Source organism: Mycobacterium sp. SMC-4 (assembly GCF_025263265.1).
Classification (GTDB): domain Bacteria; phylum Actinomycetota; class Actinomycetes; order Mycobacteriales; family Mycobacteriaceae; genus Mycobacterium.
The window spans coordinates 3,455,749-3,475,099 of the sequence record NZ_CP079869.1 but is presented as its reverse complement, the minus strand read 5'-3'; the positions used below and the strand labels follow the sequence as shown (position 1 = coordinate 3,475,099).

19 protein-coding genes are annotated in these 19,351 nt (G+C 67.2%); 10 read left to right on the top strand and 9 right to left on the bottom strand.

Annotated elements, in window-relative coordinates:
* Window positions 1-40: 40 nt before the first annotated feature.
* Window positions 41-1,618, top strand: coding sequence for a histidine ammonia-lyase (hutH, locus tag KXD98_RS16455; RefSeq protein ID WP_260759437.1), 1,578 nt, complete (start codon window positions 41-43; stop codon window positions 1,616-1,618).
* Window positions 1,619-1,720: 102 nt separating this feature from the next.
* The gene (locus KXD98_RS16450) at window positions 1,721-2,452 is read left to right on the top strand and encodes a sensor domain-containing protein (protein WP_260759436.1); all 732 of its coding nucleotides are present in this window, start codon (window positions 1,721-1,723) and stop codon (window positions 2,450-2,452) included.
* 103 nt (window positions 2,453-2,555) lie between these two features.
* Here KXD98_RS16450 and KXD98_RS16445 read toward each other — a convergent pair whose 3' ends face one another.
* Window positions 2,556-3,167 (bottom strand): TetR/AcrR family transcriptional regulator, encoded by a 612-nt coding sequence (locus KXD98_RS16445; protein WP_260759435.1) that lies wholly within the window; start codon window positions 3,165-3,167, stop codon window positions 2,556-2,558.
* 90 nt (window positions 3,168-3,257) lie between these two features.
* Between KXD98_RS16445 and KXD98_RS16440 the strand changes: the two genes are divergently transcribed.
* A complete protein-coding gene (locus KXD98_RS16440; protein ID WP_260759434.1) occupies window positions 3,258-4,187 on the top strand; it encodes an LLM class flavin-dependent oxidoreductase in 930 nt (309 codons plus the stop codon).
* Between the two features lie 439 nt (window positions 4,188-4,626).
* On the opposite strand, the gene KXD98_RS16435 is transcribed toward KXD98_RS16440, so the two are convergent.
* Both KXD98_RS16435 and KXD98_RS16430 read right to left on the bottom strand, forming a co-directional pair.
* On the bottom strand, window positions 4,627-4,896 hold the full coding sequence (locus KXD98_RS16435) for an ANTAR domain-containing protein (protein ID WP_260759433.1): 270 nt from the start codon (window positions 4,894-4,896) through the stop codon (window positions 4,627-4,629).
* 74 nt (window positions 4,897-4,970) lie between these two features.
* Window positions 4,971-6,989 carry a glycoside hydrolase family 15 protein gene (locus KXD98_RS16430; RefSeq protein WP_260759432.1) on the bottom strand — a complete coding sequence of 673 codons (2,019 nt, stop codon included), beginning with the start codon at window positions 6,987-6,989 and terminating at the stop codon, window positions 4,971-4,973.
* 67 nt (window positions 6,990-7,056) lie between these two features.
* On the opposite strand from KXD98_RS16430, the gene KXD98_RS16425 reads away from it, so the two are divergent.
* The 6 genes from KXD98_RS16425 to KXD98_RS16405 all read left to right on the top strand — a co-directional run bounded on the left by KXD98_RS16425 (window position 7,057) and on the right by KXD98_RS16405 (window position 11,393).
* Window positions 7,057-7,275: a hypothetical protein gene (locus KXD98_RS16425; protein WP_260759431.1), complete on the top strand. Its 219-nt coding sequence runs from the start codon at window positions 7,057-7,059 to the stop codon at window positions 7,273-7,275.
* Window positions 7,276-7,392: 117 nt separating this feature from the next.
* Window positions 7,393-7,485 carry an Ms4533A family Cys-rich leader peptide gene (locus KXD98_RS28570; RefSeq protein ID WP_396881455.1) on the top strand — a complete coding sequence of 31 codons (93 nt, stop codon included), beginning with the start codon at window positions 7,393-7,395 and terminating at the stop codon, window positions 7,483-7,485.
* Between the two features lie 120 nt (window positions 7,486-7,605).
* A complete protein-coding gene (locus KXD98_RS16420; RefSeq protein ID WP_260759430.1) occupies window positions 7,606-8,631 on the top strand; it encodes a sulfate ABC transporter substrate-binding protein in 1,026 nt (341 codons plus the stop codon).
* A complete protein-coding gene (gene cysT / locus KXD98_RS16415) occupies window positions 8,628-9,500 on the top strand; it encodes a sulfate ABC transporter permease subunit CysT (RefSeq protein WP_260759429.1) in 873 nt (290 codons plus the stop codon). Before KXD98_RS16420 ends, cysT begins: the two co-directional genes overlap by 4 nt.
* A complete protein-coding gene (gene cysW / locus KXD98_RS16410) occupies window positions 9,497-10,315 on the top strand; it encodes a sulfate ABC transporter permease subunit CysW (protein ID WP_260759428.1) in 819 nt (272 codons plus the stop codon). Before cysT ends, cysW begins: the two co-directional genes overlap by 4 nt.
* Window positions 10,316-10,358: 43 nt before the next feature.
* Window positions 10,359-11,393: a sulfate/molybdate ABC transporter ATP-binding protein gene (locus tag KXD98_RS16405; RefSeq protein WP_260759427.1), complete on the top strand. Its 1,035-nt coding sequence runs from the start codon at window positions 10,359-10,361 to the stop codon at window positions 11,391-11,393.
* 1 nt (window position 11,394) lies between these two features.
* Here KXD98_RS16405 and KXD98_RS16400 read toward each other — a convergent pair whose 3' ends face one another.
* The 5 genes from KXD98_RS16400 to KXD98_RS16380 all read right to left on the bottom strand — a co-directional run bounded on the left by KXD98_RS16400 (window position 11,395) and on the right by KXD98_RS16380 (window position 16,957).
* Window positions 11,395-12,393, bottom strand: a complete 999-nt coding sequence (locus KXD98_RS16400; RefSeq protein WP_260759426.1) for a hemolysin family protein — start codon at window positions 12,391-12,393, stop codon at window positions 11,395-11,397.
* Complete coding sequence (locus KXD98_RS16395) at window positions 12,386-13,762, bottom strand: hemolysin family protein (RefSeq protein ID WP_260759425.1); 1,377 nt, start codon at window positions 13,760-13,762, stop codon at window positions 12,386-12,388. Before KXD98_RS16395 ends, KXD98_RS16400 begins: the two co-directional genes overlap by 8 nt.
* Before the next feature lie 96 nt (window positions 13,763-13,858).
* Window positions 13,859-14,584 carry a sirohydrochlorin chelatase gene (locus KXD98_RS16390; protein WP_260759424.1) on the bottom strand — a complete coding sequence of 242 codons (726 nt, stop codon included), beginning with the start codon at window positions 14,582-14,584 and terminating at the stop codon, window positions 13,859-13,861.
* Window positions 14,563-15,270: a phosphoadenylyl-sulfate reductase gene (locus KXD98_RS16385; protein ID WP_260759423.1), complete on the bottom strand. Its 708-nt coding sequence runs from the start codon at window positions 15,268-15,270 to the stop codon at window positions 14,563-14,565. The genes KXD98_RS16390 and KXD98_RS16385 overlap by 22 nt, the downstream gene beginning before the upstream one ends.
* Before the next feature lie 4 nt (window positions 15,271-15,274).
* Complete coding sequence (locus KXD98_RS16380; RefSeq protein ID WP_260759422.1) at window positions 15,275-16,957, bottom strand: nitrite/sulfite reductase; 1,683 nt, start codon at window positions 16,955-16,957, stop codon at window positions 15,275-15,277.
* A 311-nt stretch (window positions 16,958-17,268) separates the two neighbouring features.
* Between KXD98_RS16380 and hemW the strand changes: the two genes are divergently transcribed.
* Window positions 17,269-18,456, top strand: a complete 1,188-nt coding sequence (gene hemW, locus KXD98_RS16375) for a radical SAM family heme chaperone HemW (protein WP_260759421.1) — start codon at window positions 17,269-17,271, stop codon at window positions 18,454-18,456.
* A 27-nt stretch (window positions 18,457-18,483) separates the two neighbouring features.
* Here the strand turns inward: hemW and KXD98_RS16370 are convergent, their stop codons facing one another.
* Window positions 18,484-19,344, bottom strand: coding sequence for an LLM class F420-dependent oxidoreductase (locus KXD98_RS16370; RefSeq protein ID WP_260759420.1), 861 nt, complete (start codon window positions 19,342-19,344; stop codon window positions 18,484-18,486).
* Between the last annotated feature and the right edge of the window lie 7 nt (window positions 19,345-19,351).

Below are 19,351 nucleotides of genomic sequence, written 5' to 3'. Positions count from 1 at the left end.
CTGAGCACACGGCTCCGATGGTGATGCCAATGAGGTCCACATGAGCGAGACTCGCCTCGATTTCGAGATCACCGCGCCAGACCACGGTCACGAGATGCGCGATTCGCTCGTCCTGGACGGACACCTGTCTCGGCATGCCCTCGATTGGGCGGCGACCGGCCCCGTCCAGATCGAGCTGTCACCGGAATGCCTGAAGGCGGTGGATCGCAATCGGAGCACTCTCGATGAGTTGGTGGCCCAGGGGGCCCTCATCTACGGCGTCACCACCGGGGTGGGGGCGCTCATGGTCAAGGACGTCGATCCAGCCGAAAGCGCTGCCGCACAGGATGACCTGTTGCGCAGCCATGCTGCCGGCTGGGGGGACCCGCTACCGAGCCACGTCGTGCGCGCGGGTGTGATCGTGCGCCTCAATGGCCTATTGCGAGCACACTCCGGCATCCGTTCAACAGTACTGCAACGCATCGCCCACATTCTCAACAGCGGCTTTGTTCCGATCGTTCCTCGGAGCGGTTCGCTGGGCGCCAGCGGTGATCTGGCACCGTCGGCACACGCATTCCTGCCGTTGATCGGAGAAGGGGAACTGCTCCACAGCTCCGGTCGGCATGTCACAGGTGCGCAGGTGCTCGCAGAGCTCGGGATCGCACCACTGACCCTGTCGTACAAGGAAGGGCTTTCGCTGCTCAACGGGACGCACTTCATGGCGGGGATCGCAGCCATTGTCGCCGCCCGGGTCGACGTGCTGTTGGACACGGCCGACGCGACAGCTGCGATGTCGACGGAGGCATTGCTCAGCGCGACATCACCTTTCGATCCGCGGGTGCAACGATTGCGCGGGGGTGAGGGGCAGTCCAGGACGGCGATGAACCTCTACAACATTACTTTCGGCTCCGAACATCTCACCGAATACTGCGGCGGCAGGCAGGACCCGTACTCGACAAGATGCGTGCCTCAAGTGCACGGATCGGCGCGATTGGGGGCAGCATTCTTCGGTCAGATCGCCGACAACGAGATCAACGCGGTGACCGACAACCCATTGGTCTTCGCCGATCCGCCCCACATCATCTCGGCAGGCAATTTCCACGGGCAAACGCTGGCGTTGGGGTTCGATACGCTTCGTATCGCGGTTGCCGACCTTGCCTCGATGGCCGAGCGCCGGATATTCCGGCTGCTGGCGCCGTCGGAGAACCGTGGGTTGCCGGCGTTTCTAGGCGACGGGCGGGGCGCGTCGAGCGGCTACATGCTGTCCCAATACACCGCCGCAGCACTTCTCAGTGAGTTACGAGCTCTGGCCTATCCGGTGAGCACCGACAATGTCCCGACATCCGGTGGGCAGGAGGACCACGTCAGCATGGGGATGACGGGTGCTTTGATGGCGCTGGACGCGATCGACAGACTTCAGGGCATACTCTCGATCGAATTGGTCTGTGCGGCACAAGCACTCGACTGCCGCGGTGGCCACGCCGGGGTCGGCACTCGCGCTGTCCACGAGTTGCTCCGCGAGCAGGTTCCACCTCTCGGGCGTGATCGTTCGCCCGCCGCCGATCACGAAGCGGCCCGTCAGCTGATCGGATCCGGGGCGGTCGCGGCGATCGTCCGTACCTGCCACCAGTGGGCCTAGTGTCGGTTTCGCGGCCCGGTGTCGATCGAAGCGGTCGCATGAGTGTCCATCGCGTGCTATCAAGACGCCAGGGTAAGTAGCACCTGTGACGAAAGAGGCGGCATGTCGGCAGCGCGCTGGGCGGCTCTGGCTGCGATGGTGGCTGTGGGCGGTGCGCTGACCGGCTGTGTCGGCGCACCGGTCGATCAGCGGCCCACCGTGCGTATCGTCGAGGCCGCAGCACCGTCGGAGGCGATGCCGTTCGGGCACGTCCTGCCCACCGCGCAGGAATTGTCGCAGGTGTTGGGGACGGGTCCCGACGGCTTCATGGGCCAGATCGTCCAGGGTGATGCCGGCATGCTGCTGCGCAACGTCGGCGAGACCGAGGTGGTGCCCGCAGACTGTGTCAGTGCCGCTTACCGGCTGCAGAACGTCGTCTACGACGACAGTCCGGTGCGGTCGGTGGCGACCAACACCTGGGCCGGCGGTGGCTTCGACGGCCCCCCGGTGACCGGTCACTTCGGGATCGTGCAGATGGCGTCGGCGGCGGCGGCCCAGGAGTTCTTCGCCACGCTCACCGGTGCGTGGCACCGCTGTAACGGGCAGACGCTGGCCCGCCAACAGGTAGGGGAGCTGAGCAGGGTCACCGACGTGTCGTTCGATCAGCGGATCGTCTCGGCCAACATCCTGCATGCCTCGCACGGCACCGCCGCTCCCGATCAACTGCGTGCCGTTGCACTGGCCGGCGACTGCATCGTCGAGGTGGAGCTGACAGATCCGCGCCCCACCGGCGACGTGCGCGGTGCCGCGGGCGTGGCCGCGCTAATGCTCGACAAGATCGCCGCGCACCGCTGACCCGGCGGCGCGGTCGCGGACGTCATCCTCGACAAGATCAACGCCACGCGCTGATCGCACTGCCCGTCGCCGCGTCGACGCGAACGCCGCGGCTCTGGGTTGATTACGGAAGTGCCGACTCAACAGGGTTCCGACGTGACGGCGTGCCAGCATGCAGGCCGTCGATCAGTACTGCGAGCAGCCGGTCCCGCTGGGCCGCATCGCGGTCAGGCTGATCGCCAACCCACGTGATCGCCGCGGCCATGTCCATCACGTCCTGCGCGGTGAGATCGTCGCGGACGACGCCGTGGGAGATGGCGTGGTCGATCAACGCAGCGCCCGCCTTGCGGGCGAGCTGACACGTGCTGTCCGAGTCATCACCAGGGTCCGGTGGGCTTGCCAGCGTTGCCGCCAAGCCCGTGAAGATCGCGCCCTGCTCGATGTAGGCCTGCAACCATTCCCGAAGCGCGCCAAGTGGATCCGGCGCTTCGAGTAGTCGAGTGCCGAGACGGTGCAGGGCGGTCAACCCCTCGTCGATGACGGCGAGCACCAACGCGTCACGGCTTGGGAAATGTCGGTACAGGGTTCCCGGACCGACGCCGGCGGCACGGGCGACGTCATCGAGTGATGCGTTCACGCCGTGCTTGGCGAAGGCATCATGCGCCGAGCGCAGCAGCAATTGCCGGTTGCGTGCAGCGTCGGCGCGGCGCGGTCGTGCATCGGCTGTCGTATTCATCAGGCCCTTCGCATGCTCAGGTGGACAACCGGAGACCACCTCCGTATATTCACCGGAGACAGTCTCCACATTCTATGATGGGCCTCCCGTATGAATATCACCCTGACCGTCGTGCCGCCGCCGGATGCCGGACTCGACGCCGTGTTCGACGGCATCGCCGACGCCGCGGCGGCGGGATTCGCGCGCGCGTGGGTGCCGCAACTGCCGCCGGTAGCCGACATGACGGGGTGGGACGCACTGACCGCACTGGCCGTCGCCGGCTCTCGAACGCCCGGCATCGAGCTGGGATCCTCGATCGCCGTGGTGTACGGCCAACACCCCTTTGTCCTGGCCCGCCAGGCACTCACTGCAGCGGCTGCCATCCAGGGCCGATTCATTCTCGGCATCGGTGTCAGCCACAAGTTCGTCGTCGCCGACGCGCTGGGGTATTCCTACGACGCACCGGCGGCGTATCTGCGCGAGTACCTCGAGGTACTCGGGCCGGCGCTGGCCGGAGAGCCCGTCGAGCACCACGGGGCGCAGATCACGGCGGTCGGTCGATTGAAGTTCCCCGTCGAGGCTCCACAGATCGTTCTCGCGGCGCTCGGCCCCAAGATGCTCGGCTTGGCAGGCCGGTTCGCAGGCGGCGTGCTGACTGCCTGGACTGGTCCGAAAGTGATTGAAAGCCAGATCATTCCGCAGGTCACAACCGCTGCGGCGGATGCAGGCCGGCCGGTGCCGCAGGTGATCGTCGGTCTCCCTGTGAGCATCACCGATGACGTCGAAGCCACCCGCGCCGAGGTGAACTCCACGTTCAGCGTGGCGCGTGAGGTGCCGAGGTATCGCGCGATGGTGGAGAAGGAGGGTGTCGACAGCATCGCCGACCTCTGTTTGGTCGGCAACGAGTCGGAGGTGATGCTCGGCCTGCAGAAGTTCGCCGACCTCGGCGTCGCCGAGTTCAGTGCCTTACCCGTGGGCGACGAGACCGCTCGCGCGCGCACCGTCGCCGCGCTGCGGGAGATTGCGCTCGCGACGGTTTGAATACTGGGCAAATCGTCAGCGGCTCAGTATCTTCCGTGCGGTGCCGAACGCGTCGGGCTGGTGCTCACCGGGTCGGCGACGCTGCAGCACCCCTACCACCTCGCCCGCCAGCTGCTTTCGCTGGACCATCTCCCTTTCGCCGGGTGTCCGGTGCGGGCACGGCCGGAATCCGTCCGCAGAGCGGTGGACGCTCAGCCGATTACCGGGAGGTGGTGTCGGCGCTGCAGCGTGAGGTGCTGCCGTACGACAAGAACTATCTGCGGCGCGGGGAGGTGCTGACCGCGTCCGTTGGCGTACTCGACGAGATCTGGGCCGATGTGCGCAGCTGCCTGGCCGGCGCCGGCGAACAGCTGGTGCGCAATCGGCAGGCCGCGGCGATGGTGGCCCGACCGCTCCGAGGAACAGCATTCTGTTCAGCGAGGTCGAAAATCCGCGCTCGTCAGCCCGCGGCGGCCAGCGGCCCGTTCCGGCCGAGGCGAATCAGCTCGCCCCACTCGTGGTAGGCCTCGGCGTAGCGGGCCGAACTGGCCCCGCTGGCCACCGCGACCAGGCCCGAGGCGATCGTGCCCAGCCCGGTCCCGGTGCGGTGCACCACGGCCACCAGCTCGTCGAAAGCCTCCCGGCGCGAGCATCCGCGCAGGCCGATCAAAATGCCGACAGCCACGTCGATGACTTGCCGAGACGTGTCGTCTGATCCCCGCACACTCATACGGCCATAGTTCACCCGCTCGGTGAACGGCGGGAGTCTTCTGCGCGCCCAGAAATTAAACCGCGACCACGCCGTTACACCGGGGCGTTCGCCGGCTGGAACACCCCCGAGCTGTCGGCTTCCTCCTCGGCGCGGATTACGTGCACCACCGCGTTGATCAACGCCAGGTGGGTGAACGCCTGCGGGAAGTTACCCAGGTGGCGGCCGGTGCGCGGCTCGATCTCCTCGGCGTAGAGATGCAGCGGACTGGCGAAGCCGAGCAGCCGTTCGCACAGGTGCTTGGCGCGTTCGATCTCCCCGATCTCCACCAGCGCCGACACCAGCCAGAACGAGCAGATGGTGAAGGTGCCTTCTTCGCCGGCGAGTCCGTCGTCGGTCTCCTCGACGCGGTAGCGCAGTACCAGCCCGTCCTCGGTCAGTTCCTCGGCGATGGCCAGCACCGTGGCCCGGATGCGGGGGTCGTCGGGCGGCAGGAACCGGGTCAACACCGCCAGCAGCAGCGACGCGTCCAGCGCGTCGTCGCCGTACCGCTGGGTCAGCACGCCGCGTTCATCCACCCCGTGGGCGAGGACGTCGTCTTTGATCTGGTCGGCAATGGTCCGCCACTGCTGGGCATAGGACTTCTCGCCTTCCAGCTCGGCCAGTTTGGCGCCCCGGTCCAGCGCGACCCAGCACATGATCTTGCTCGACGTGAAGTGCTGCGGTTCGCCGCGCACCTCCCAGATGCCGCGGTCGGGCTCCCGCCAATGTTTGATCGCCTCTTCGACCTGCTCTTTGAGTACCGGCCACAGTGTTTCGGGAATCTGTTCACGTGACTTGGTGTGCAGGTACACCGAGTCCAGCATGGTGCCCCAGATGTCGTGCTGGCGTTGGTTATAGGCGCCGTTGCCGATCCGTACCGGGCGTGAGTTGTCATAGCCCGACAGGTGGGGCAGTTCCTCTTCGACCAAACTGCGCTCACCGCCGACGCCGTACATCACCTGCAACGGATGGCGCTCGCCGTTGTTGGCGCCGGACACGTCGGCGATGAACGCGAAGAAGTCGTCGGCCTCGCGGTCGAGGCCCAGCGTGTACAGGCCCCACAGCGCGAACGTCGAGTCTCGCACCCAGGCATATCGGTAGTCCCAATTGCGTTCACCCTGCGGCGTTTCCGGCAGCGACGTGGTCGGGGCGGCCAACAGGGCGCCGGTCGGAGAGTAGGTCAACCCCTTCAACGTCAACGCACTGCGCTGCAGATAGGCGCGCCACGGATGGTCGGGGAAATCGCCGACGTTGATCCACTGCCGCCACGCCTCGCTGGTCTTCCACATCTTGTCGGCGGCTTCTTCGAAGTTCTGCGGCGCCGGGTGTTTGGACCAGCTCAACGCGACGAAGACGTTGTCGCCCTCCTTGAGCCGGGTCCGGGCCCGCGCCTCGCGGCCCTCCAGCCCGATCCGCAGGTTGGTGGTCAGCCGCAGCGTCGGATGCGAGTCCGGGTTCTTGGTCGCCCGCGCGATCGCCTCACCGTAGGCCTGCGCGGAGTACTCCCAAGAGGCGCTGGTGCGGTGGTAGTCGAACGACGGCTCACAGCTCATCACCAGTTCGACCGTGCCGCTGACACAGCGCACCGTGCGGAGCAAGATGTGCTCGGCGTCCCAATCCATCGGGGTGCGGCGGTGGGTGCGCGACCGGGTCTCCAAGTCGTGCCATGGGCCCATCACCAGCGCGTCACGCACGATCAGCCATCCGGTATGGGTTTGCCAGGTGGTCTCCAGGATCAGGCTGCCCGGCAGATAGCGGCGCGCCGCGGGCACCGACACCCCGTAGGGCCCGAGCCGGAAATGGCCGGCGCCGCGGTCCAGGATCGCGCCGAACACGCTCGGCGAATCCGGTCGCGGAACACACATCCACTCCACCGATCCGGCCGAGGAGATCAGGCACGTCGTCTCGCAGTCGGACAGGAAGGCATAGTCGGCAATCGGCGGGAAGGGATTGCGCAGCGGACCGCCGGATTGATAGGGCGGCGTGGGGGCGGGCAGGGTCAAGGCCGAATCGCCAGCCGAATCACCATTGTGGGATACCTCACCGGATACCTCGGATCGCTGCACAACCATTTGCTCATCATCGACTGCCGACCGCCGCGCCGTCTACTGCAGGGGCCACGGAGCATAGGCTGGCCGGGTGGACGGGTTCCTCAACTGGTGGGACGGAGTCGAGCTGTGGCTTTCAGGTCTGCCCTTCGTGGCGCAGACCGCAGTGGTGATGCCGGTGGTGCTGGTGCTGGCGTACGGCGTTGCCGCGTTGCTCGACGTCGTCTTGGGACACGGGATCCGGTTGCGCAGACAGGCACGCCAGGCCCGAGCGCGCGCGACGGCCGAGGCAGACGGAGAGGACAGGTGAGTGCGATGCCGCGTTCGCGGGTGACGTTGGCGCTGGTCGCGCTGATCGTCCTGGTCATCGTGATGTGGCTGTTCGCTCGGTGAACTGATCAGCGACGGTTCTGCTATTCTTCCCGCCATGCGAACGGCGTCCGGCAACAAGAGCGGCCATATCGTGGCCCTCATTGCCGTGGGTTTGTCTGCCGTTGCCGATGTCTGCTGTTGTCGCTGACTTCCTGCCCGTTCGCGGTCCGGTGGTCGGTGATTGTTTGCGGCATGAGGTGCCGCGACCCATCTCGCCTTGTCGCCGACGGGTTCCCCCTGAAAAGCCCCCTCCGGTGAAAGGTTCCCCATGCACGACACGCTCAGATCGTTGAAGCACCGGCGCGCCGCCGCCGCGTTCGCTCTCGCGGCGACACTGCTGGCCGGTTGCGCCGGTGGCGCCAGCGATGTGGTGGGAGAGGGCGGTGGCCGCTCCGACGCCGAGACGACGTTGACGCTGGTCGCCTTCGCCGTCCCCGAGCCGGGCTGGGCCAAGGTCGCGCCGGCCTTCGCGGCGACCCAGGACGGCAGGGGTGTCGAGGTCACCGGGTCCTACGGGGCTTCGGGGGACCAGTCACGCAGCGTCGAGGCCGGCAAACCGGCCGACATCGTCAACTTCTCCGTCGAACCGGATATCACCCGGCTGGTCAAGGCCGGCAAGGTCGACGAGGGCTGGAACGCCGGCGTCACCCGGGGCATCCCGTTCGGGTCGGTCGTCAGCTTCGCGGTGCGGCCGGGCAACCCGAAGAACATCCGCAACTGGGATGACTTACTGGCCCCCGGTGTCGAGGTGATCACGCCGAGCCCGCTCAGTTCCGGGGCTGCGAAGTGGAATCTGCTGGCACCGTACGCGTATGCCAGCAATGGGGGACAGGACCCCCAGGCCGGTATCGACTTCGTCAACCGGCTGGTGACCGAGCACGTCAAACTCCGTCCCGGTTCTGGCCGGGAAGCCACCGATGTGTTCCGGCAGGGCAGCGGCGACGTGCTGCTGGCCTACGAGAACGAAGCGCTGAACTTCGATTTGGAGTATGTCAACCCGCCCGAAACGTTCAAGATCGAAAACCCGGTCGCGGTGGTCAACACCAGCCGCCACCTCGACAAGGCGAACGACTTCCTGAACTTCCAGTACACCGCCGAGGCGCAGCGGCTGTGGGCCGAGGCCAACTTCCGTCCGGTCGACCCCGCCGTGCTGGCCGAGTTCGCCGACAAGTTCCCCGCACCCGAGAAACTTTGGACCATCGACGATCTCGGCGGCTGGGCTGACGTCGATGCGCAACTGTTCGACAAGGACAACGGCACGATCACCAAGATCTACAAGCAGGCCACTGGATGAGGGCTGTCGCCCAGCCCAATCCCGAGGAGGTGCGGCCGGAGGTGACGCCCGCACCCGGCGGGCGTTCGGCTGCGCTCGGACGAAGCGGCGGCACGCTGCAGATCGGCGTGGCGGTGGGGTGGTTGTCGCTGACCGTCCTGCTGCCGCTGGCAGCGATCGTGTGGATTTCGGCCAGAGGTGGCTGGGAAGCGTTCGTGGCCGCCGTCACCTCGCCGTCGGCGGTGGCGTCGTTTCGGGTCACCCTGACCATCTCGGTGGCCGTGACACTGGTCAATCTGGTATTCGGTCTGTTGATCGCATGGGTGCTGGTGCGCGACGAGTTCCCGTTCAAACGGTTCGTCGACGCGATCATCGACCTGCCGTTCGCGCTGCCCACCATCGTGGCGAGCTTGGTGCTACTGGCGCTGTATGGACCCGCGAGTCCGGTGGGCATCCAGATCCAGCACACCGAGTGGGGGGTGGGTATGGCGCTTGCCTTCGTGACGCTGCCGTTCGTCGTCCGAGCGGTGCAACCGGTGCTGCTGGAACTCGACCGCGAGGTCGAAGAGGCAGCGGCCTCACTCGGTGCGAACAATTTGACGATCTTCGCACGGGTGATCCTGCCCGCACTGGCGCCGGCGCTGCTGTCCGGTGCCGGGCTGGCCTTCGCGCGGGCGATCGGGGAGTTCGGTTCGATCGTGCTGATCGGCGGCGCGATTCCCGGCAAGACCGAAGTGTCTTCTCAGTGGATCAGGACACTGATCGAAAACGATGACCCCGCCGGGGCAGCCGCGGTGTCGATTGTGCTGCTCGCGATCTCCTTCATCGTGCTGTTCGCGCTGCGGTACTTCGGAGCCCGGGCTGCCAAGCGGGAGGCGCTGGCGCCGTGACGCTCTCGCTGCCCACCCGCCTGGTGCTGCGGCTCCTGGCGTCGATCTACGTGGTCGCGTTGCTGATCGTGCCGCTGGGCGCGATCCTGTGGCAGACGTTCGCGCCAGGGCTGGGCGCGTTTTGGGCATCCATCACCACACCGGCGGCGCAATCGGCCCTGCAGCTCTCGCTGCTCGTGGTGGCCATCGTGGTGCCGCTCAACGTGGTGTTCGGGGTATCGACGGCGCTGGTGCTGGCGCGCAGACGTTTCCGCGGCAAGAACCTCCTGCAGGCCGCCATCGACCTGCCGTTCGCAGTCTCGCCGGTCGTCGTCGGGGTCGCCCTGATCGCTTTGTGGGGCACCGGTGGGCTCTTCGGGTTCGTGCAGAACGACCTGGGCCTGCGGATCATCTTCGGCTTCCCGGGCATCGTGCTGGCCAGCATCTTCGTCACCCTGCCGTTTGTCATCCGCGAGGTCGAGCCGGTGTTGCATGAACTGGGCACCGATCAGGAAGAGGCGTCGGCGACGTTGGGCGCCAGCGCCTGGCAGACCTTCCTGCGAGTGACATTGCCGTCCATCCGGTGGGGGTTGACCTACGGTGTGGTGCTGACGGTGGCGCGCACGCTCGGCGAGTTCGGCGCGGTGCTCATGGTGTCGTCGAACCTTCCCGGTCAGTCGCAGACGCTCACGCTGCTGGTGCATGACCGCTACACCCGAGGCGACGAGTACGGGGCCTACACCATTTCGACCGTGCTGATGGCCGTGGCGGTGACCGTCCTGATCGCCCAGATCGTGTTCGACACCCAGCGCAAACGCGTCCGTACCGAAGACTGAGTCGCACAATGCTGAATGACAACCGAAGGGACGTGAGAGACGAATGACAGATGCGATCGTCGTCCGCGGGGCCAACAAGCGGTTCGGTGACTTCGCCGCGCTGGACAGTGTCGACTTCACGGTGCCGCAGGGTTCGCTGACATCGCTGCTGGGGCCCAGCGGCTCGGGCAAGTCGACGCTGCTGCGGGCCATCGCCGGTCTGGACAAACCGGACAGCGGCACCGTCATCATCAACGGTCGCGACGTCACCGACGTACCGCCGCAACGGCGCGGCATCGGCTTCGTGTTCCAGCATTACGCCGCCTTCAAACACCTGACGGTGCGGGACAACGTCGCTTTTGGCCTGAAGATCCGCAAGAAACCCAAGGCCGAGATCAAGGACCGCGTCGACAACCTCCTGGAGGTCGTCGGACTGGCCGGCTTTCAGGGCCGCTACCCCAACCAGCTCTCGGGCGGGCAGCGGCAACGGATGGCCCTGGCCCGAGCCCTGGCCGTGGACCCGCAGGTGCTGCTGCTCGACGAACCGTTCGGCGCGCTGGACGCCAAGGTTCGTGAAGACCTGCGCGCCTGGCTGCGACGACTGCACGACGAGGTGCACGTGACCACCGTGCTGGTCACCCACGACCAGTCCGAGGCCCTGGACATCTCTGACCGGATCGCAGTGCTCAACCAAGGACGCATCGAGCAGGTCGGCGCGCCCAGCGATGTCTACGACAAGCCGGCCAACGCTTTCGTCATGTCGTTCCTCGGTGCCGTGTCCTTGCTGAATGGTGCGCTGGTGCGTCCGCACGATATTCGGGTGGGCCGCAACCCCGAGATGGCGATCGCCACCAGCGACGACTCGGTGCAGGCGACCGGGGTCACGCGGGCGGTCATCGATCGGATCGTGTTGTTGGGCTTCGAAGTTCGCGTCGAGCTGACCAATGCTGCGACGAACACCCCGTTCACCGCACAGATCACCAGAGGCGATGCCGAAGCGCTGGGACTCAAGGAGGGTGACACCGTCTACGTGCGTGCCACCCGAGTGCCGACGTTGCCCGACGATGTGACGGTCGTCGAAGGTGCGGTGGTGAGCTGAGTCAGGCGGAGCCGGCAGGCAGCAGTCGATGCAGCAGATCCGTGAGCGTCAGCAGGCCGGGTCCGGACGGGCCGTCGACGGCCACCAGGTGGTTACGGGTCTCGCGCATGAGGCGCAGCGCCTCGTAGACGGGTGTCTGCTCCGGCAGGGTGAAAACCGGTCGCATCAGGTCGCGCGCCGGGCTCGATGACGACAGGGTGTCGCGTACGTGCACGACACCGACCGTCGCCTCCCCGTCGCGGACGAACAGACGGAGATGCCCGGTGGCGCGCGCGGTCTGGCGCACCTGCTCCGGTGTCGCGTCGGCGGGCACGGTGCTGAATTCGACGTCGCGGCGGGCCATTTGGCCAATGGTCAGGGCTTCGAGTTCCAGCGCACTGGTCAGGTTGGCGTGGTAGCGCTCGTCCAGCGTGCCGACAGTTGCCGAATGCTCCACCAGCTGCCGCAGCGCACCGGGGTCCTGGCCCTCGGCAAGCTCGTCAACCGGATTCACGCCGACACGCCGCAGACACCAGTTGGCGGCCTGGTTGAGTGCCCGCAGCAGCGGCCGGGTCACGAACATGAAGCCGCGCATGGGCAGCGCCAACAGTGTCGCCGAACGCTCGGGGTGTGCGATCGCCCACGACTTCGGCGCCATCTCGCCGATCACCAGGTGCAGGAACGTCACGATCAGCAGCGCGAGCGCGAACCCGCCGACCGACGCCGCCCACGAGGGCGCGCCGAGGTCCCGCAGCAGCGGCGTGAGCGCGTAGTGCACAGCAGGTTTGGTGATCGCGCCGAGCATCAGCGTGCACACCGTGATGCCCAGCTGGGCCCCGGCCAGCAACAGCGACAGCTCACTGGCGCTGCGCAGCGCGGCTCGAGCGGCCGCACTCGTGGCGGCGGCATCCTCGAGCCGGCTGCGGCGCGCAGCGATCAACGCGAACTCGATGGCCACGAAGAAGGCGCTGGAGGCGATCAATGCGACGGTGATGCCCCCGACCACCCAGAGATCATTCATGGCCGGCCTCCGCGGGAGCGGACTCGGTGGTGACGGTGACGAAGACCGTGGCCGGGACGTGACGTTCGACCGACCGCACCTCGGCTGTCAGTCGGCGTGTCGGTGCGGGCCCGTCGATCAGCAGGTCGGCGCTGTCGCTCGGAAGCTCGATCTTGACGGTATCGCCGACGTCGGGCAGTCCGACCGCGAACGCGATCACCATTCCAGCGATCGTCTCGTAGTCTCCCGGCGGCAGTGTCAGATCGAGCGTGCGTTCGGCCTCGTCGAGTGGCAGGTCCCCGGCGAGCAACCAACCACCGTCCTCGACGACGGCGTCTGGTTCGTGATCGGTGTCATGTTCGTCGTCGATCTCACCCACCAGTTCCTCGGCGAGATCTTCGACGGTCACCACACCGACGAACCCCCCGTACTCGTCGATCACAACCGCCATCTCGTCGGCAGCATCCTGCAACGCGCGCACCACATTCGGCAGCGGTAACGTCTCCGGCACGATCACCGCCGGTCGGCAGTGCCCCACCACGGTGTCTTCGCCGGGGACGTCACCGAGCACGTCGTGCAGGTGGACGACGCCGACCACTTCGTCGTCATCGACACTGATCACCGGATATCTGGTGTGGCCGCCGGCCATCCGATCGAGCACATCCGACATGCGTTCGTCACTCTCGACGATGTCAACCCGTGAACGGGGAATCATCGCGTGCTCGGCGGTGCTGGTGGGGAAGTCCAGTATGCGGTCGAGCAACGCGGACAATTCCCGCGGGATTTCACCGGCTTCGCGAGACGCCGCGACGATGTGCTCGAGGTCGCGCGGGGTCGCCGAGTGTTCGACGTCGTGCACGGGTTCGATTCGCAACAACCGCAACAGGACGTTCGAGGACTGGTCGAACAGCCAGATCAGCCAGCCGAAGAGCTTCAGGTAGATCGTGGTCGACAACGCCAACCAGCGAGCCAGCGGTTCGGGTCGCGCGATCGCGAGGTTCTTCGGGAAGAGCTCGCCGAAGAGCATCTGGATCAGTGTCGACACTGCGATCGCGGCCACGCCGCCGATGGCGACTGCGATGACGGTGGGGATGCCGGAGCCGCCCAGCAGTGTCTCCAGACCGCGCCCGATCAGCGGTTCGGCGACGTACCCGACCAGCAGCCCGGTGACCGTGATGCCGAGTTGTGCGCCCGACAGCATGAACGACGTGCGGCGGGTGACACCGAGCGCCCGTGCCGACGCGCCGTCACCTGCTTCTGCACGCGCCTTGAGCCGGGACCGGTCCACGGCCATGTAGGCGAATTCCTGCGCGACGAAGTAGCCAGTCAGCGCTGTTATCAACAGGACGACGACAAATCCGACAAGAATCCCGAGGGCGGCGGTCAACACGTGACCGCCCCGGGTCTATGAGGGGGCATCGAATCCTTCTGTGAAGAGTCCGGCGTGGGTGTGAGAGCGACTGTACCGGGCCTGGCGGCGTGGCCTCTAGGCCGCTGAGCGCACCATGAGGGCCGCTTCGAAGCGGTCCAGCACGGTCTCGGCGACCTGGCGGTGCGCGCCCAGCGGGGCCGACATCGGAATGTCCTGTGCCGCGGCGAAGTCTGCGACCCGGTCGGTGATCCGGCCGTGCGCGAGAAACCACGGTGCGATCACCAGGCGGGTGGCCCCGCGGTGGCGCAGGGCGTCGGCAGCGTGAGCCAGACTGGGTTGCGGGCCGGTGGCGAATGCTGTCGCGGCCCGCCAGCGCGTGGTCAGCGTCAGCTCCCGGGCCACCGATGCGGTGCGGGCATTGGCCGAGGGCCGCGAGGAGCCCACCGCGGTGACCAGCACTCCGATCCGGGAGTCCAGCCGGGACACCCCGGCGTGCTCCAGACGTTGGCGCAGCACGTGGATCAGCCGATCGTCCTCTCCGAGGACCTCGGATTGCCGGGCTCGCACGCCGGACTCGGCGATGATCGCCGGGATGTCGACCCGGGCGTGATAAGCATCGGCAAGCAACAGTGGAACGACCACCGCGTCGTCATCTCCCACCGTGGCGAGCACCTCGCGTAGATTGGGAGAACTCTTCTCGCAGAAGGCAACCCGAATGTCCAACGCCGGGCGCAAGCGGCGCGCGCAATCGGCGATCGACGCGACGGTGCGCGCCGAGCGGGGATCGGCGCTACCGTGCGCCGTCAGCACCAGGGTGCTCAAGAGGCGTGCAACCCGCATTCGGTCTTGGCTTGACCGGCCCACCGCCCGCTGCGCGGATCGGCACCGGCAGCCGGCTTGCGGGTGCATGGCGCGCATCCGATGGACGGATAGCCCTCCTCGACGAGCGGATTGACCAGCACCCCGTGCGTGTCGATGTAGTCCTGCATCTCTTCGTCGGTCCAGGCCGCCAGCGGGTTGATCTTGACCAGTCCGAACGCCGCATCCCAAGTGATCAGGGGTGCGTTGGCGCGGGTCGGCGCCTCCACCCGGCGGATACCGGTCACCCACGCCGAGTAGCCACTGAGCGCCTTCGACAACGGTTCGACCTTGCGCAACCGGCAGCATTCGTTGGCGTTGCGCTCGAAAAGGTTGCGGCCCAGCAACGCATCCTGCTCGGCGACGGTCTGCTCGGGACGCACGTTGACGACGTTGATGTCGTAGACGGCCTCGACGGCATCGCGGGTGCCGATGGTCTCGACGAAGTGGTAGCCGGTGTCGAGGAACAACACGTCCACACCGGGGCGCACCTTGGCGGCCAGGTCCACCAGCACCGCGTCCTGCATGTTGGAGGCGACGATGTAATCGTTGCCGAAATTCTCGTCGGTCCAGCGCAGCAGCTGCTCTGCGGTGGCGTTCGGGCCCAGCTCCGCTGCGCCCCGTTCGGCCAGCCGCTGCAAATCGCTCTCGGTCAGTGTCTCGGTCATGCCATCACCTCAAGTCCGCGTCGTCGGCTCGTAGCGCCCACGTAGCGAAACGCTCGCCATGCTCGCGTTGTTTCACGAAGTTGCGCACCACCCGCTCGATGTAGTCGCCGAGCTCGCTGGCCAGCACTTTGTGCTGGCGCAGTTTACGACCGAACCCGCTGTCCAGGCCCAGGCTGCCGCCCAGATGCACCTGGAAACCCTCCTCGGGGCCGTCCCCGTCGTCCACCATCTGGCCCTTGAAACCGATGTCGGCGACCTGGATACGCGCGCACGAGTTCGGGCAGCCGTTGATGTTGATGGTGACCGGCACGTCGAGTTGGGAGTTGATGTCCTCCAGGCGGCGCTCCAATTCGGGCACCAGCACCTGCGAGCGGCTGCGGGTCTCGGCGAAGCTGAGCTTGCAGAACTCGATGCCGGTGCATGCCATCAGATTGCGGCGCCAGTGCGACGGTGTCGAGGGCAGGCCCAGGGCGTCAAGGCCGGCACGCAGATCGTCGAGCTTGGCGTCTGGGATATCGAGGATGATCAGCTTCTGGTACGGGGTGAACCGGATCCGGTCAGAGCCCGCGGCCTCGGCGAGGTCAGCCACCTTGCTCAGGATGGTGCCCGACACCCGGCCCGCGATCGGCGCGACACCGACGGCGTTGAGTCCGTTCTTGAGTTTCTGCACGCCCACGTGGTCGATCGGCCGGGTCACCGGGTCGGGCGCCGGCCCGTCGACTAAGGGACGGTGCAGGTATTCCTGCTCGAGAACTTCCCTGAACTTTTCGACGCCCCAGTCCTTGATCAGGAACTTCAGCCGGGCCTTGCTGCGCAGCCGGCGGTAGCCGTAGTCGCGGAACACGCTGACCACGGCCTCCCACACGTCGGGCACCTCGGCCAGCGGCACCCATACGCCGACCCGCTGGGCCAGCATCGGGTTGGTCGACAGGCCGCCGCCGACCCACAGGTCGAAGCCGGGTCCGTGCTCGGGGTGGACCACGCCGATGAACGCGACGTCGTTGACCTCGTGGACCACGTCCTGCAGCCCGGAGATCGCGGTCTTGAACTTGCGCGGCAGGTTCGAGTACTCGGGCTTGCCGATGTAGCGCTTGACGATCTCATCGACCGCCGGCGTGCCGTCGATCACCTCGTCGAGGGATTCCCCGGCCAACGGGGAGCCCAGCACCACGCGCGGGCAGTCGCCGCAGGCCTCGGTGGTCTGCAGCCCGACCTCGTCGAGGCGCCGCCAGATCTCGGGCATGTCCTCGACGCGAATCCAGTGGTACTGCACGTTCTGCCGGTCCGAGATGTCAGCGGTGTCCCGGGCGAACTCGGTGGAGATCTGCCCGAGTGTGCGCAGCGCCGCAGCGGTCAGCGCGCCACCGTCGGAGCGCACCCGCAGCATGAAGAACTCGTCTTCGAGCATGTCGGTGTTCTCGTCACCGGTCCAAGTCCCGTCGAAGCCGGGCTTGCGCTGCGTATACAGTCCCCACCAGCGGAAACGGCCGCGAAGGTCGCCCTTGTCGATCGACTCGAAGCCGTTCTTGGCGTAGATGTTCTCGATGCGGGCCCGCACATTGAGCGGGTTGTCGTCCTTCTTGGCCTGCTCGTTGGCGTTGAGCGGCTCGCGGTACCCCAGGGCCCACTGGCCTTCACCACGCGGGCGTTTGGCGGGTTTGCTGGGGGGTGTCTTGGCTGTGGTCATCAGGTGGCTCTCGGTCGGAGCCGGCGTGGGGACCGCGCATTCTCACCGGTGGCTGTCCGGCGGCGCAGATCCGGCGGCCAGCTGTGAGTTCGGGGGTGGGCTGGGTCCTAGATCAGGCGCGACAAAGCAGACAAGTGCTGGTACAGACACGCTTGAAGTCGACGTGACGCCGGGCTACCAGGGCTACCGGGGTAGGCAGGATGCGGGCGTCGGTCACGTTGGCCATTGTGCCACGGACACCGGTATAGCCCCTAACCGGGCCAGATTTGTGCTCACGGTGAGCGCAGGCCCGGCCTGCCACACTGGTGGCCATGTCCGTCGGTATGCCGCCCGCCGCCGCTGGGGTGGTTCTGCCTGCGCTGACGGCGGACCCGGGCCGCCCGTTCGGGCTCTATATCCACGTCCCGTTCTGCGCGACCCGCTGCGGCTACTGCGACTTCAACACCTACACAGCCGCCGAACTCGGCGACAGCAGCCCGCAGGGGTGGCTGTCGGCGGTGCAGACCGAGCTGGAACTGGCCGCCAGGCACCTGGGCGACGTGGGCGCGGTGTCGACGGTGTTCGTCGGTGGCGGCACCCCGTCGTTGCTGGGCGCTGCCGGGCTGACCCGGGTGCTCGACGCGGTGCGCGCGCAGTTCGGGCTGGCCGCCGACGTCGAGGTCACCACCGAGGCCAACCCCGAGTCGACGTCTGCGCAATTCTTCAGTGCGCTGCGCCGCGGCGGCTACACCCGGGTGTCGCTGGGCATGCAGTCCTCCGCATCGCACGTGCTTCGGGCGCTTGACCGGGTGCATTCACCCGGCCGGGCCATCGAGGCGGCACTGGAGGCGCGCCGCGCCGGCTTCGAGCACGTCAACCTCGATCTGATCTACGGCACGCCGGGGGAGAGCGATGACGACCTGCGGCGGTCGCTGGACGCGGTGCTGACCACCGGGGCCGACCACGTGTCTGCTTACGCGCTGATCGTCGAGGACGGCACCGCTCTGGCCCGCCGGGTGCGGCGCGGGGAGCTGCCCGCCCCGGACGACGACGTGCTGGCGCGTCGCTACGAGCTGGTCGACCGTCATCTCGGTGAGGCCGGGTTCTCCTGGTACGAGGTGTCGAACTGGAGCCGGCCCGGCGGTGAGTGCCGACACAACCTGGGTTACTGGAACGGCGGCCTGTGGTGGGGTGCCGGCCCCGGAGCGCACGGGTATGTGGCGGCCACCCGGTGGTGGAACGTCAAGCACCCGGCGACCTACGCGGCGGTGCTGGCTGCGGGTCGGCTACCGGTGGCCGACTTCGAGGTGCTCGATTGCGACACCATCCACGTCGAGGACGTGATGTTGCGGTTGCGGCTGCGCAGCGGCCTGCCGCTGGCCGTGCTGTCGGATCGTGAGCGCCGGCGAGCAGCGACCGCGATCGACGATGGGCTATTGCGCGCCGAGGGCGCCGCGGTGGTGCTCACCGATCGCGGCCGGCTGCTGGCCGACGCGGTGGTGCGCTCGCTGCTGGACTGACTCAGAGCAGCACGTCGGCGAGCCGGCTCAGAGCAGTGCCGCGGCGAGCCGGCGCCACTGCTCGCGCGGGAACTCGCGGGGATCGGCGGTGAGAACCTGCACGCACACATGATCGGCGCCGGCCTGGCGATGCTCGTCGACGCGTCGCTGGATGGTCTCCTCGTCGCCCCAGGCGAGCAGCGCGTCGAAGACGCGGTCGCTGACAGTGCGCAGATCCTCCTCGGTGAAGCCGAGGCGCAGCAGGTTGTTGGCGTAGTTGGGCAGTGCGAGATAGGACTTCAGCCAGTCGGTGCCGATCGCCCGGGCCTGCTCGCGGTCCTCGGTCAGCAGCACGCCCTGCTCGGGCAGCAGCAGTGGGCCGTCGCCGAGCACCTCACGGGCCTGCCGGGTGTGTTCGGGCGTGGTCAGGTACGGGTGTGCGCCGGCGCCGCGCTCGGCCGACAGCTGCAGCATCTTCGGCCCCAGCGCGGCCAGTACCCGGTCGTCTTTGGGTACCGGCTGCGTCGCGCTGTCGAGGCCGTCGAGGAAGGCTCTCGTCGCGGCCAGCGGCTTGCGGTAGCGACCGGGCTCTCCCGCGTCGATCAGTGGGGCGTGACTGCAGCCGATGCCGAGCAGGAATCGCCGGCCATGGGCATCGGTGAGGGCGGCGTAGCGGTCGGCGACCTCGGCGGGCTCGTGCATCCAGAGGTTCAGGATGCCCGTGGCGATCACCGTCTGCTTGGTGGCCGAAAGCAGGTTCTCCACCGAGTCGAGCACCGGTCCGCCGACGTCCGGTATCCACAGGGCGGTGAACCCGAGCTCATCGAGTTCGGCGGCCGCTTCTGCTGCCTCCGCCGGATTCCCGTAGCGCAACTGCGAACTCCACACACCGATCCCGGACAGCTCCATGCGTCTA

Excerpts from the sequence above, each read along its gene's own strand:
- KXD98_RS16420 (WP_260759430.1), top strand. The coding sequence starts at position 7,606 with ATGCACGACACGCTCAGATCGTTGAAGCACCGGCGCGCCGCCGCCGCG.
- KXD98_RS16385 (WP_260759423.1), bottom strand. The coding sequence starts at position 15,270 with ATGACCGAGACACTGACCGAGAGCGATTTGCAGCGGCTGGCCGAACGG.
- KXD98_RS16435 (WP_260759433.1), bottom strand. The coding sequence starts at position 4,896 with ATGAGTGTGCGGGGATCAGACGACACGTCTCGGCAAGTCATCGACGTG.
- KXD98_RS16400 (WP_260759426.1), bottom strand. The coding sequence starts at position 12,393 with ATGAATGATCTCTGGGTGGTCGGGGGCATCACCGTCGCATTGATCGCC.
- KXD98_RS16440 (WP_260759434.1), top strand. The coding sequence starts at position 3,258 with ATGAATATCACCCTGACCGTCGTGCCGCCGCCGGATGCCGGACTCGAC.
- KXD98_RS16445 (WP_260759435.1), bottom strand. The coding sequence starts at position 3,167 with ATGAATACGACAGCCGATGCACGACCGCGCCGCGCCGACGCTGCACGC.
- KXD98_RS16450 (WP_260759436.1), top strand. The coding sequence starts at position 1,721 with ATGTCGGCAGCGCGCTGGGCGGCTCTGGCTGCGATGGTGGCTGTGGGC.
- hutH (WP_260759437.1), top strand. The coding sequence starts at position 41 with ATGAGCGAGACTCGCCTCGATTTCGAGATCACCGCGCCAGACCACGGT.
- KXD98_RS16370 (WP_260759420.1), bottom strand. The coding sequence starts at position 19,344 with ATGGAGCTGTCCGGGATCGGTGTGTGGAGTTCGCAGTTGCGCTACGGG.
- KXD98_RS16390 (WP_260759424.1), bottom strand. The coding sequence starts at position 14,584 with ATGCGGGTTGCACGCCTCTTGAGCACCCTGGTGCTGACGGCGCACGGT.
- hemW (WP_260759421.1), top strand. The coding sequence starts at position 17,269 with ATGTCCGTCGGTATGCCGCCCGCCGCCGCTGGGGTGGTTCTGCCTGCG.
- KXD98_RS16405 (WP_260759427.1), top strand. The coding sequence starts at position 10,359 with ATGACAGATGCGATCGTCGTCCGCGGGGCCAACAAGCGGTTCGGTGAC.
- KXD98_RS28570 (WP_396881455.1), top strand. The coding sequence starts at position 7,393 with ATGCGAACGGCGTCCGGCAACAAGAGCGGCCATATCGTGGCCCTCATT.
- KXD98_RS16430 (WP_260759432.1), bottom strand. The coding sequence starts at position 6,989 with ATGGTTGTGCAGCGATCCGAGGTATCCGGTGAGGTATCCCACAATGGT.
- KXD98_RS16380 (WP_260759422.1), bottom strand. The coding sequence starts at position 16,957 with ATGACCACAGCCAAGACACCCCCCAGCAAACCCGCCAAACGCCCGCGT.
- cysT (WP_260759429.1), top strand. The coding sequence starts at position 8,628 with ATGAGGGCTGTCGCCCAGCCCAATCCCGAGGAGGTGCGGCCGGAGGTG.